This window comes from Gordonia sp. 852002-50395_SCH5434458 (genome assembly GCF_001665905.1).
GTDB classification, from domain to species: Bacteria; Actinomycetota; Actinomycetes; order Mycobacteriales; family Mycobacteriaceae; genus Gordonia; species Gordonia jacobaea.
Window position 1 is genome coordinate 25,749 of record NZ_LZTC01000101.1, and the last position, 13,056, is coordinate 38,804.

Sequence of the window (13,056 nt, forward strand, 5' to 3'; positions counted from 1 at the left end):
ACGCAACTCTTTGTGGATACTGACTTTCGATGAGCACCGACAGCGCTGCCACCGACTTTCCCCCCACCACAGCACGCACACCGATCGTTCTGGTGCACGGATTGCGCGTGAGCGGACAGACCTTTCGACGCGTGGCCGGCTCGCTCGCCGACCGTGAGGTGGTGTGCCCCGACATGCCCGGCCACGGTTCACGCGCCGATGAGACGTTCACGTTGGACGGAGCCGTCGTCGCGGTGAGCGACGCGATCGACTCGGTCGGCGGCTCAGCGCTGGTCGTCGGTATGTCGATGGGCGGCTACGTCGCAATGGCGACGGCTGCGAGACATCCCGACCGCGTCGCAGGCCTCGGTGTGCTGTGTGCAACCGCGCAGCCGAGTGGCCTGCTCGCCGCGCCGTTTCGCCTCTTCGGCGCGGCGACCAGCGTCCTTCCGTCCGAAGCCGCCCAGGTCAGCAGGGTTCTGACGCGCATCGCCGTCGGCCGAGAGGTGTCCGACGACATGGAGGCAGGCGGCCTCGCGCTGCATTCGATCCGCGACGTCGTCGACGCGGTGCTCCACTTCGACGCCCTCGCCGCCCTCGCGGCCTATCCCGGACCGACGCTGTTCGCGAACGGCGCGTGGGACCAGTTCCGGCTGCACGAGAAGAGGTTCGTCGAGACCGCGGCCGACGGACACCTCGTCGTCGTACCGCGGGCCATGCACCTGTTCCCACTGATCCAGCCGGAATTCACCGCCGGGCTCATCGACGACTTCGCGGACACGGTCGACTCCGCTGACCGGGCCCCGCTCCACTGATCGAGCCCCCCGGCCCTAAATGTGTGTCGTATCGAAAGATGTGGCTGCTGCAGCACCCACATCCTTCAATTGGACACACATTTGGGGCCGGCTCCCCATCTCCGCCTAGCAGCACCGCCCCTGCGGGTTGCGGTCCTGGTCGGCGAAGCGTTGTCGCCAGTACTCGCGCTCGGTCAATGGAGCCGACGCGCCGTGCTCCGATGCGTGGTGTGCGAGGTAGCGGTCGTAGTCTCGATCGCCCATGACGCTCTGCACGTACCAGCGCACCGAGGTCAGGGCGTGGGTGAGGCCGGTCTTCATGTCATCGCCTTCTAGTGTCCGCTACTCCGAGCTGAAATCCCTTGGGCGGCATCATATTCGTCCCATTCGCGCTGCACCGCCTTCTCGGCACGTGTTGGGAACAGTCCGCGCGGCCCGAAGATCTTCGACGGAACGGGTTTCTCCTCGGTGGTGGGTAGTCCGCCCGCGCGCACGGCCTTGACCGCGACCCAGAGACCCGCCGCCACGACGATCAACACGAGCACGGCGAAGATGATCGACAGTGTTCCCTGGATGAACGTGTTGCGGATGACCGCATCGATCTCCGAGATGCTCTTGGCGGTCTTGAACGTGGTCAGACCGTCGTCCTTGGCGTTCACGAATGCGCGGTGCTGCGCCCAGTAGCCGATGGCGGGATTCGACGAGAAGATCTTCTGCCAAGACGCCGACATGGTGACGATGAGGTCCCATGCCAACGGCACACCGGGTATCCAAGCCCACTTCCACTGGCGCCGCTTGATCAAGACCACCGTCACGACCGTCAGCGCGATAGCGGCAAGTAGCTGGTTGGCGATGCCGAACAGCGGGAACAACGTGTTGATACCGCCGAGTGGATCGGTGACACCCATCAGCAGGATGGAACCCCATGCGGCACAGACGATCAGGGTGCACACCCACGCTCCGGGGCGCCACGACGGGTCTTTGAAACGACGAGCACCGGGCAGGTTGCCGATACCGTCGGACAGCATGAAGCGCGCCACGCGCGTCCCGGCGTCGACCGTGGTGAGGATGAAGAGCGCCTCGAACATGATCGCGAAGTGATACCAGAAGGCGCGCAACGATTCTCCGCCGAACCCACGCTGCAGCGTCTCCGACATTCCCATCGCGAGCGTCGGTGCACCGCCGGTCTTGGAGACGATCGACTTCTCCTCGACGCTCTGCGCGGCGTCGGCGAAATACTGTGCGTCGACCGGCTTTCCGCTGAGTCCGAGGCCGTTGACGTAGTCGGCAGCTCCCTGATTGGTTCCCTGAGTGAGCGCCTTCGGTGCGTTCATGCCGAAATAGAGGTGCTGATCGAGGATGCATGCGGTGATCAGCGCCATGATCGCGACGAAGGACTCGGTGAGCATGCCGCCGTAGCCGATGATCCGAGCCTGTCCCTCCTTGGCCAGCAGCTTGGGGGTGGTGCCCGACGCGATGAGCGAGTGGAAGCCCGAGAGCGCGCCACAGGCGATCGTGATGAACAGGAACGGGAACAGGGCACCGGCAAACGCCGGGCCGTTTCCGTTCCACGCGAACTCACTGACCGCGGGGGCCTTCATGACCGGCTGTACCACCAGGATGCCGATGGCCAGCAGCGCGATGGTGCCGACCTTCATGAACGTCGACAGGTAGTCGCGCGGAGCGAGCAGCAACCAGACCGGCAGCACGGCCGCTGCGATGCCGTAGATGATGATCGCCCAGCTGAGCACCACCGGCGAGAGGCTGAACCAGTCCTGCCCCCACGACGTCTCGGCGACGTACCCGCCGGCGACGATGGCCAACAGCAGCAGCACGACGCCGATCACAGACACCTCGCTGATCCGGCCCGGCCGCAGATACCGCAGGTAGACACCCATGAAGAGCGCGATCGGGATGGTCATCGCGATCGAGAAGACACCCCACGGACTCTCGGCCAGTGCGTTGACGACGACGAGCGCGAGCACCGCGATCAGAATGACCATGATGACGAGCACCGCCACGATCGCGGCCGTGCCGCCGACGGACCCGAGTTCGTCACGGGCCATCTGGCCGAGGCTGCGTCCTCGACGTCGAGTCGAGATCGCGAGGACGAGGTAGTCCTGCACACATCCGGCGACCACCGCGCCGATGATGATCCAGATCGTGCCCGGCAGGTAGCCCATCTGCGCGGCCAGCACCGGCCCGACGAGTGGCCCTGCACCGGCGATCGCCGCGAAGTGGTGGCCGAACAGCACCCGACGGTCGGTCGGCATGTAGTCGCGAGCGTTGTCGTACTCCTCGGCGGGAGTCGCGATGTCGTCGCGCGGCTTCACGACCTTCATCTCGATGAGCCGAGCGTAGAAGCGATACGCGACGACGTAGGTGCACAGCGCCGCGATGACGAACCACACCGCGTTCACCGATTCGCCACGGACGAGGGCGATGACCACCCAGGCAATGGCACCGAGGAGGCCGATCACCGCGAAGATCGCCTTCTTCGCGGGTGTCATCGGACTCCGGTCGATCACCGCTACGGGTGGTCGGTCGGGATCGGTAGTCACGAACTCGACGTCGGGAAACTCGTCACGCGTCGACGTCGAAGATTCTGACACGGTTGTCATCGCTCACTGCCCTTCCTTGGAAGCTCGCACATGCCGCGGATCACTCTACTCACGGATATGTGATTCACACCGCATACCAAAAATGTGTGCGAGACAACCTAAAGTTCATTCTGTGCAACCTGATGGGCTTGATCTGAAGCGGTTCCTACGACGGCCGATCGTCGCGATCGCGCTCGTGGTGCTGTGCACTGCGACCCTGCTGGCCGGCGGCGGATTCACGTCCTCGCGGGCCGGCGCGGATCCCGGCAGCACACCGGTGCGCTACTCGGGCGGGCCGTACGTGGCGCTGGGCGATTCACGCGCCTCGGGCAGCTTCTTCACTCCGACGCCCGGCTACTTCGGAGGATGCAAACGCTCGGCGCTGAACTACCCGACCGTGGTCGCGGCGCTGACGTTGCCGCGACGCTTCATCGACATCTCCTGCTCGGGCGCGTTGGCCGAGCATCTCTACCGCGTCGGCCAGCAGACCAGCGGTGGGTACAAGCCGCCCCAGGTGTGGTCGGTCCCGTCGGATGCGCAGGTCGTCACCGTGAGCATCGGCGGAAACGACATGGCGTGGGGACGCATCGTCGGACCCTGCGGCACTTCGCCGTTCGGCGACAGACACTGCCGCTCCAACCGCGGGCTGGCGCAGCTCGCCATCAACCGCATCGCCGTCATGGAGAACGCCGTCACACCGGCGCTCGCCGCCATCCGCAGAAAAGCCCCCCACGCTCAGATCATCGTCGTGGGTATCGGCGGTTTCATGGGTTCGCACGGATGCTGGCCGCTGGTACCGATCAGCGATCCAGACGTGCGGTGGCTTCACGGGGTTTTCGATCGGGCCAACCGTGCTCTCGCACGAGCCACCGCGAAGATCGACGGACAGTTCGTCGACGTCAATCGTGCGTCGGCAGGCCATGATCCGTGCGGTCTCACGTCGTGGTACGAGTCGAGCCTGAGTAATCGCATCGCGTATCCCTATCACCTGAACAAGGCGGGGTCGATCGGTGTCGCGACACTTGTCAACGGCGCGATACGCCGCTGACTACGCGCAAACAACTACTCTCGCAACCTTATTCGAGCTGCTCGGCGACTTCGAGCCACTCCATCTCGGCCGTCTCCTTCTCGTCGACGACGCCGCGCAACTCGGCGCCGAGCGTCACGAGACGGCCGGGATCGCTTGCCGCGTCGGCCAATTCGACGTGAAGCTTCGCCTCCCGCTCGTCCAGCTGCGCGATCCGCCGCTCGAGTCGGTTCATCGCCTTGCGTGCCTCGCGGTGCTCCGACGCGCTCAACGAAGGCGCGGCGGGCTGCGAGGTACCGGCCGTCACCGCCGACTTCTCCCCTGTCGATACCGTCGCCTTGTCCGCCACGCCCGACAGCACCGCAGAACGGTTGTCGCCGGAGCTGCTCGCCGCAATCTCCTTGCGCCGCTGCAGATATTGTTCGATCCCACCGGGAAGATTGGTGAGCTTGCCGTCGCCGAACAGAGCCCACGTGCTGTCGGCGACGCGCTCGATGAGGTAGCGGTCGTGACTGATCACGACCATGGTTCCGGCCCAGTTGTCGAGCAGGTCCTCGAGTTGCTGCAGGGTGTCGATGTCGAGATCGTTGGTCGGCTCGTCGAGTAGCAGCACGTTGGGTTCGCCCATCAGGATGCGGGTCAACTGGAGTCGACGTCGCTCGCCGCCGGAGAGATCCCCGACTGGGGTGCGCTGGCGTGCCGGCGAGAAACCGAGCCGCTCGGCGAGCTGGCTGGCCGAGATCTCTTTGTCGCCCAGCGTGATTCGCGTTGCCACCGACTCCACGGCGTCGAGCACCCGCTGGTTGGGGTCGAGGTCGTCGAGTTCCTGTTTGAGCCAACCGATGCTGACGGTCAGTCCCTCGACCCGGCGCCCTGGCTCGACGTCGACCTCACCGGCCAGCGCCCGCAGCAATGTCGTCTTGCCCGAGCCGTTGACCCCGACGAGACCGACACGTTCGCCTGGCGCGAGTCGCCAGGTGAGGTCGTCGAGCAGGACGCGTCCCGGCGCGCCGTCGTCGCTCGGAGGTGTCTCTATGTGCGCGTCCTCGAGTTCGATCACGACGCGACCGAGTCTGCGTCGCGCAAATGCCGAGAGCGCCACCGAATCTCGCGGTGGCGGGACGTCGGCGATCAACTTCTCGGCCGCCTCGACCCGATACCGAGGTTTGGAGGTACGCGCCTGCGGTCCGCGCCGCAGCCATGCCAACTCTTTGCGCGCAAGGTTCTGGCGACGTTCCTCCGCGACGTCGGCCTGTCGTGCCCGCTCGGCGCGCGCGAAGATCCAGTCGTTGTATCCGCCCTCGTACTCATCGACCTGACCGTCGTGCACCTCCCAGGTGCGCGTGGCGACGGTGTCGAGGAACCAGCGGTCGTGAGTGACGACGACGAGCGCGCCGCGTCGAGAAACGAGGTGCTCTGCAAGCCACTGCACGCCTTCGACGTCGAGGTGGTTGGTCGGCTCGTCGAGGATCAGCACGTCGGAGTCGGTGACCAGCGCGGCCGCCAGCGCGACGCGACGCCGCTGCCCGCCGGACAGTTCGTCGACGCGTCGATCGAGAAGGCCGTCGATACCGATTCCCGCGAGGACGCCGCGCACTCGCGCATCGCCCGCCCACTCGTGGACTTCTACATCGTCGCCAACGACGACGTCGGAAACTGTTGCGCCTGCAGGTAGTTCACCGCGCTGCGTGACGACCGCGACGTGGATACCGCCGGTCTGAGAGATGCGCCCGGCGTCGGGTTCGGTGACGCCGCCGAGGATCTCGAGGAGCGTGGTCTTGCCGCCGCCGTTGAGTCCGACGACACCGATGCGCTGACCCTCGTGCACGCCGAGGCTCACCTCGTCGAGCAGCGGTTTGATCCCGTAGCTCTTACTGATGCGGTCGGCGTTGATCAGCGCGGTTGGATTGGCAGGTGACACCGGTCGAGGCTACCAATGCGCGCGGCGCAGGTCGGCGTGGCCGTCTGTGGCCCCGTGCCCTGCCGACAGGCCTAATCGCGTCCGAACGCCTGCCCGATAGTGCGCATTTCGTCGTCAAGAGACTGTTCGACGACGCTCGTGTGATCTGCACGCGGGTGTGTGACGAACGAGACGTCGGCGCCCGCCGAGCGCAATCGACGCACCAGCGAGGCCGAGAGTACGTATGGCACAACAGGATCGAACAGGCCGTGGTCGATCCGGATCGGCACGTGCCAGTCGTTGGACGGAACCGATGTGTAGTCCGCGAGCGCGTCGGTGAATGCCTTGTCGGTGAAGGCGCGCGCCACGAGCGACCCCGGCGACACCGAGCGCAGCGCATCGGAGAAGTCGCCGGAGCACTTCTGGTGCGCGAGTTCGAGGTACTTCTCCCCGGTGTCGGTCAGATGATCGCGCACGTTCAGATCGGGGCGGGCGTGGTCGAGGCCCGCGAGGATGAACAACAGCAGCCCGCCGACGATGTTTCCCTTGCCGAGGCTCGGCACGTTGGGTGTGAACGCACTGAACACCGACTCGATCCCCGACGCGGGCGCAGCGGCGACAACCTCATGTAACCGCAGTTCAGGGGCATATGCGGCAGCCATGTGTCCGGCCCAGAGTGCGGCATGTCCGCCCTGCGAATGGCCCATCGACACCCAGTCGTTGCTCAGGCGGGATTCTTCCCATCGCGCCGCACGCAGCATGTCGAGCACGGAGTGCGCGGCGGCACGACCACCGAGGTACTCCGTCTGCTCCGCCGTACCGAGGCCCGCGTAGTCGGTTGCGGTGACGGCATATCCCGCCTTCAGCGCGGCGATGACTGCGGCGTCGACTCCCGACCCCGTCTTGGTCTTCGACGGCGCGCAGGAGTCGCCGATTCCGGTGGTGCCGTGAGCCCACGAGACGATCTTCCACCCGCCGGGAGGCGGCGTGCCCTGCGGAATCCAATAGATTCCCGACGACGGCGCGCTGCGTCCGGTCTGGTCGCGTGTGACGTATTCGACGCGCTCGGCCGCTGCGGCGCCCGGCGGGAGTTGTTCGGCGGGCACCCGCTCGCGCGTGATGACGGTCCCGCCGGGCACGAGATCCTCGGCGGCGGCCTGCGGTGCCAGCATCACGCTCGCCGAGGCCGACACGACCGCGGCGAGCAGTACACCGACACCACGCGGCAGACCGCGCCGCCCGTATCGCGTTCGCACAGCGGAGCGGCGTCGAAGACGGCTTGGTTGGGCGTCGCTCATCAACACGTCACTCATCGGTCACGCGTGCGCCGGGGACAGGTCCGCTCGCGGTGCGAACCGCGCGGGCGACACCCGCGCCCGACAGTTCGGCTGCGACGTTGACCGCTGACACGTCGTCGGCGCACAGGAACGCGCATGTGGGTCCAGAGCCCGAGACGATTCCGGCGAGCGCCCCGGCGTCGACCCCCGCACGCAGGGTTCGACGCAGCGTCGGCTGCAGGCTCAGTGCGGCGCGCTGCAGATCGTTGTGCAGGTGGGAGGCGACGGCGTTGGCGTCGCCGGATGCCAACGCCGAGATCAGGGCATCGGGGTGTGCGGTCTCCGGATCGACGTCGCCCTCGGGGACATCGTGAGAACCGTTGTCCCGCAATCTATCCAGCTCGTGATAGACAGCTGGTGTCGACAGTCCGTCGCGTGCGAGGGCCAACACCCAGTGCAGATCTCCGCGGGCAAGGACGGGCACGAGGCGCTCGCCGCGGCCGGTACCGAGTGCCGTGCCGCCGCGCAACGAGAACGGGACGTCGCTGCCGAGGCCCGCGGCGAGCTCGACGAGTTCCGCGCGGTCGACGTCGAGCTTCCAGAGCGCTGCCAACGCGACGAGGGTTGCCGCGGCGTCGGCGCTGCCACCCGCCATGCCACCCGCTACTGGGATGCGTTTGACGATGTCGATCGAGACCGCGGGCTCCCTGCCGACGTACTCGCCGAGAGCGATGGCCGCGCGTGCAGCAAGGTTGGTGTTGTCGACAGGAATGTCGGAGACATCGCGCGAGCCGGAACCCCTGCCGCTGTCCCTGGTCACAGACACACTCAGCGTTGTCGCCGGGGCAACGGAGACGTCGTCGTAGATCGAGAGCGCCTGGAACACGGTCACGAGATCGTGATAGCCGTCGGCACGCAACGGTCCGACGCCGAGGTGCAGGTTGACCTTCGCGGGCACCCGCACACGCACGGCGTCGGACACGACCGACAACGACGTAGGAGACACAATGTTCCAGCGTAATGGACTGCGGTCCGAGTGAGGGTCTGGGCGAGGAGCCGGGAGAGGTGCTGACGGCTCGACAGCCGGTGTGACGAATCGATGAGCGTAGCGTCGATGTCGAGGCGGATGTGTTGTCGAGGCGGGTGCGATCCGGTCCTGCGCCACATGCGTCGGTCTCATCGCCTTCCTCCGGGTCCAGCAAGCGGCCATCTCTCCTGCCAGAGTCTCGACGTTCGCGACCGATGGAGTTCACGACATGGCAATTCGATTCGGCTACACCTTGATGACCGAGCAGGCCGGGCCCCGACAACTCGTCCGGGACGCGGTCAGTGCCGAAGCCGCGGGCTTCGACTTCGAGGTATCCAGCGACCACTACTCTCCCTGGCTGTCGGCGCAGGGACACGCGCCTTACGCGTGGACAGTGCTCGGTGCCATCGCGCACGCGACCGAGCGCGTCGGGCTGATGACCTACGTGACATGTCCGACGATGCGCTACCACCCGGCCGTCGTCGCGCAGAAGGCCGCGACGCTGCAGATTCTCGCCGAAGGACGGTTCACGCTCGGCCTCGGCAGCGGCGAGAACCTCAACGAGCACGCTGTCGGAAAGGGGTGGCCGTCGGTCGGTGACCGGCAGGAGATGCTCGTGGAGGGCATCGAGATCATCGGAGCACTCCTCGACGGCGGACTGCTCGACTATCGCGGCGAGTTCTTCCAGGTCGATTCCGCGAAGCTGTGGGACGTCCCCGAGGACGGCGTGCCGATCGGTGTCGCAGTCGCAGGTGAGCGCGGCATCGGACAGTTCGCGCCGATCGCTGATCACCTCATCGCAGTACAGCCGGAGGCGTCGCTGATCTCGCTGTGGAACGAGGTCGACGACGCTCCGACGATCGGCACGGACGCACGCGCGATCGGCCAGATCCCGATCTGTTGGGATCCCGACGCAGACGTCGCGAAAAAGCGTGCCCACGAACAGTTTCGGTGGTTCAGCGGCGGCTGGGACGTCAACGCCGACCTACGCACCACTGCAGGATTCGCCGCGGCAACGAAGTACGTGACACCCGACGACGTCGCGGCGTCGATCCCGTGTGGACCCGACCTCGACGCGATCGTCGAGGCTGTGAGCGCCTACTGGAAGGCGGGCTTCACCGACGTCGCGCTCATCCAGATCGGCGCCGACTCACAGCAGGCATTCTTCGACGAAGCCGCCGAGCCACTGCTCGCGAAGCTGCGGTCAGCTGCGGGGTGAGCGCCCGGTCGACGGTCTCAAGCGCCCAGTCGACAGTCTCGAGCGCACAGTCGACAGTCTCGAGCGCCCAGTCGACGGACTCGAGCGCCCAGTCGACAGCTCAGGCGGGCTCGACGCCCGCGAGGCGCACGAAGTCGCCGACGTCGAGCTTCTCGCCGCGGATCTGTGGGTCGATGCCCGCCGCGCGGAGTCGTCGTTCGGCTTCGGCGGGCGATCCCGCCCAAGTGGCCAACGCCGATCGCATCGTCTTGCGGCGCTGCGCGAAGGCGGCGTCGATGACGGCGAAAACCTGTGCGCGGGTGGCTGATTCATCGACGTACGGGTCCGTACGGGTGATGCGGACGAGACCCGACTCGACCTTGGGCTCCGGCCAGAAGACGTTACGTCCCACGGCACCTGCGCGGGCCACGTCTCCGAAATATCGTGCTTTGACGCTCGGCACACCGTAGACGCGGGAGCCGGGGCCTGCCGCGAGTCGGTCGGCAACCTCGGCCTGCACCATGACGAGAGCCGTTGCAATCGAGGGAATTTCGGTCATCAGGTGCAGCAGCACGGGCACCGCAACGTTGTACGGCAGGTTCGCGACGATCGCGGTGGGGGTCACCGGCAGATCGTCGGCGGTCACGGCCAGTGCGTCGGCGGTGACGACGTCGAGTGCGTCGGCACGCTGGGGAGCGAACTCGTCGACGGTGTGCGGCAGCCGCTGAGCGAGTTTCGGGTCGATCTCGACGGCGACGACCCGTCCCGCGGTGCCCAGCAGCGCGAGCGTCAGCGAGCCGAGGCCTGGTCCGACCTCGAGGACGGTGTCGTCAGGCCCGACACCCGACGCCGCGACGATGCGTCGAACCGTGTTGGCGTCGTGGACGAAGTTCTGTCCGAGTGTTTTGGTCGGACGAACGTCGAGCTCCGCGGCGAGGCGTCGGATCTGTGCCGGGCCGAGCAGCCGCGGAGCGGGCGATTCCGCGTCGTCTGTCAGCGCAGGCCCAGACTCGACGAGCAGGCGGGCCAAGCGCCCCACCCCTGCGCTGCCTGGGTCTTCGAGGCAACCGCGATCTGCTCCTCACGCGTGGCGAGGTCGGCGCGCGGCGCGTACTCCTGGCCGCCCCAGCGATCCCAGGTGTTCTGGTCGAACTGGATGCCGCCAAAGAAGCCGTTGCCGTTGTTGATGGCCCAGTTTCCGGTCGACTCACACTGCGCGAGACGGTCCCAGACCGAACCCGACGGCACGTCGGGCGCGCCTTCCTTGGTGCCGATCTTGACGGTTGCGGCGATCGGAGCAGCGAGCTGGTCGGCGGAGAGCTTGTCGCGCTTGACGACCTTGCCGTTGACGATCGTGACGTTGTAGGTGACGTTTGCGCGTCCCGGCTTGCCCGCCTTCACGACGACCTTCTTGTCGCGGATGAGGGTCGGATCGTCCTGCTTGATCTCCGGCGGGGCGACGTCTTCGAGCACGGTGTCCCGCTCGGTCCGGATACGGGTGACGTCGATGACCATGTTCGGCGCGACCTTGGTGTCCGCAGCCGGAGTGACCTTGTCCTCGTCGGACAGCGGCTTGCCGGTCGCGGTGAGAACATCGGCGACGGTCGCAGCGGGCACGGTGGTGTTGAACCGCACTCCGCCGTCGACAACAGTGACGGCCTTGGGCAGGGTGACGTCGACGACGGCACCGCTGACCGGGATGGCTCCGCCGGCCGAGAAGTTGGTCTGGTCTTCGCCGTGAGCGAGTCCCTTCTCGGCGAGAAGCTCGTCGACCTTGACCGCGGTGGTCTTCACCTGCTGCTTTTGACCCTCGACGTCGAGGACGACGGTCTTGAGGCGCTTCATGGTGATCGTCGAGCCGTCGTCGAAGCCGGAATCTGCTCCCGGGCTGACCTGGTCGCCTTCGGCCGGGGTGTACCCCTGCGAGCGGAGCACCGAATCGACCGACATCGCCATGGTCGAGACCTTCATGGTGTGACCGTCGACGTCGAGCGTCACGTTCTTGTGCATCGCAACGCCCGCGACGCCACCGGCGGCGAGGGTGGCGAGCACGGCGCCAACGGCCACGCGAGCGCGCATCGATTCTGAGTTGTGAATTCTCGCAAGTACAGACAAGGTCCAAGCATCCTGATCGGCGACAGAGTCAACCCACGTCAGGCGTCGCAGGAGCGAGTTACAGAGGCTCTGTGGCCCCGAGATCACTCCCGAAGAAAGACCGAATCATCCGATCAATCGACGCCCACCATCACGCGGGATCACAATACGATAACGAGACGGGGCGATTACCGCAAAGGTAGCTGGTAGGCGCGTCGCGCGTTCTCGCCGAGCGTCCTGGCCAACGATTCGGCGTCGACTCCACGCGTCGACGCCAAAGACCTCGCCGTGTACGGCAGACAGTACGACTGATTGGGTTGTCCCCGATAGGGATCCGGCGTCAGGAACGGAGCGTCGGTTTCGACGAGCAGCAACTCATCCGGCACAACGCGTGCGGCATCTCGCAGCGACGCGGCATTGGCGAAGCTCACAGTGCCCGCGAAACTGAGGAAGTAGCCTCGTTCGACGCACTCGCGTGCAACGTTTTGGTCACCGGAGAAGCAATGCATGATCACGGTGTCAGGAGCGCCCTCATCAGCCAAGATGTCCAGCACATCGCGGTCGGCCTCGCGGTTGTGGATCATCAACGGCTTACCGATGCTCTTCGCGAGCCTGATGTGCCAGCGGAAGGCTTCGTGCTGGATCTCGGGCTTCGCACAGTCGTCGGACCGGGCGGGCCAATAGTAATCGAGACCGGTCTCGCCGACCGCCACCACCCTCGGATGCTGCGCCATCTGCTCCAGCTCCCGCGAGGTCGCGTCGTCGAGGTCGCCCGCGTGCATCGGGTGCAGCGCGACCGCCGCGTAGACCCGGTCATCCCAGTCCGCCGCCGATACGGCCCACCGAGCGTCGACCATGTCGTCGGCAACTGTGACAATCATCTCTACGCCGACACTTTCGGCATGGTCGACGATGGCGCGAACGGTCTCCGGCGAACGCCCGCCGCACGCGGCGAGGTGCGTGTGCGCGTCGATCAGCCCGTAGAGCGGCGTCGGGTCCGGCGGCGGCTCGCGGCGTCGACGCTTCTTTGCGGCCTTGGCGCTCTCGGTCGTCGATTCTCCAACCGGCTGCGTGCCGGCCGAAGTGTCTGCACCATCCGTCATGGACTCGACTCTAGAAGGTGACGGACGCGACCCCGTCGGAGAGCTAGAGAGCAGAAA

General features: G+C 66.3%; 11 protein-coding genes. 3 read left to right on the forward strand and 8 right to left on the reverse strand.

Features of this window, described 5'->3' with window-relative positions:
• Positions 1-29 precede the first annotated feature (29 nt).
• Positions 30-794, forward strand: coding sequence for an alpha/beta fold hydrolase (locus A5785_RS21970; RefSeq protein WP_049697980.1), 765 nt, complete (start codon positions 30-32; stop codon positions 792-794).
• A gap of 105 nt (positions 795-899) precedes the next feature.
• Here the strand turns inward: A5785_RS21970 and A5785_RS21975 are convergent, their stop codons facing one another.
• Positions 900-1,094, reverse strand: a complete 195-nt coding sequence (locus A5785_RS21975) for a YbdD/YjiX family protein (protein WP_049697979.1) — start codon at positions 1,092-1,094, stop codon at positions 900-902.
• 11 nt (positions 1,095-1,105) lie between these two features.
• Positions 1,106-3,394, reverse strand: coding sequence for a carbon starvation CstA family protein (locus A5785_RS21980; RefSeq protein ID WP_049697978.1), 2,289 nt, complete (start codon positions 3,392-3,394; stop codon positions 1,106-1,108).
• 175 nt (positions 3,395-3,569) lie between these two features.
• On the opposite strand from A5785_RS21980, the gene A5785_RS21985 reads away from it, so the two are divergent.
• A complete protein-coding gene (locus tag A5785_RS21985) occupies positions 3,570-4,421 on the forward strand; it encodes an SGNH/GDSL hydrolase family protein (RefSeq protein WP_082946634.1) in 852 nt (283 codons plus the stop codon).
• Positions 4,422-4,449: 28 nt separating this feature from the next.
• Here A5785_RS21985 and A5785_RS21990 read toward each other — a convergent pair whose 3' ends face one another.
• The 3 genes from A5785_RS21990 to A5785_RS22000 all read right to left on the reverse strand — a co-directional run bounded on the left by A5785_RS21990 (position 4,450) and on the right by A5785_RS22000 (position 8,583).
• Positions 4,450-6,321 carry an ABC-F family ATP-binding cassette domain-containing protein gene (locus A5785_RS21990; RefSeq protein ID WP_049697977.1) on the reverse strand — a complete coding sequence of 624 codons (1,872 nt, stop codon included), beginning with the start codon at positions 6,319-6,321 and terminating at the stop codon, positions 4,450-4,452.
• A gap of 71 nt (positions 6,322-6,392) precedes the next feature.
• Positions 6,393-7,529 carry a lipase family protein gene (locus tag A5785_RS21995; RefSeq protein ID WP_152930024.1) on the reverse strand — a complete coding sequence of 379 codons (1,137 nt, stop codon included), beginning with the start codon at positions 7,527-7,529 and terminating at the stop codon, positions 6,393-6,395.
• A gap of 76 nt (positions 7,530-7,605) precedes the next feature.
• Complete coding sequence (locus A5785_RS22000; RefSeq protein WP_049697976.1) at positions 7,606-8,583, reverse strand: 4-(cytidine 5'-diphospho)-2-C-methyl-D-erythritol kinase; 978 nt, start codon at positions 8,581-8,583, stop codon at positions 7,606-7,608.
• Positions 8,584-8,833: 250 nt separating this feature from the next.
• On the opposite strand from A5785_RS22000, the gene A5785_RS22005 reads away from it, so the two are divergent.
• Entirely contained in the window at positions 8,834-9,823 is a 990-nt protein-coding gene (locus tag A5785_RS22005) for a TIGR03557 family F420-dependent LLM class oxidoreductase (RefSeq protein ID WP_049697975.1), read from the forward strand.
• Positions 9,824-9,923: 100 nt separating this feature from the next.
• Here the strand turns inward: A5785_RS22005 and rsmA are convergent, their stop codons facing one another.
• From rsmA to A5785_RS22020, 3 genes are all read right to left on the reverse strand, one after another.
• Positions 9,924-10,832, reverse strand: coding sequence for a 16S rRNA (adenine(1518)-N(6)/adenine(1519)-N(6))-dimethyltransferase RsmA (rsmA, locus tag A5785_RS22010; RefSeq protein WP_049698112.1), 909 nt, complete (start codon positions 10,830-10,832; stop codon positions 9,924-9,926).
• Positions 10,796-11,881, reverse strand: coding sequence for a resuscitation-promoting factor (locus tag A5785_RS22015; RefSeq protein ID WP_049697974.1), 1,086 nt, complete (start codon positions 11,879-11,881; stop codon positions 10,796-10,798). Before A5785_RS22015 ends, rsmA begins: the two co-directional genes overlap by 37 nt.
• Positions 11,882-12,084: 203 nt before the next feature.
• Complete coding sequence (locus tag A5785_RS22020) at positions 12,085-12,999, reverse strand: TatD family hydrolase (RefSeq protein ID WP_049697973.1); 915 nt, start codon at positions 12,997-12,999, stop codon at positions 12,085-12,087.
• Positions 13,000-13,056 lie beyond the last annotated feature (57 nt).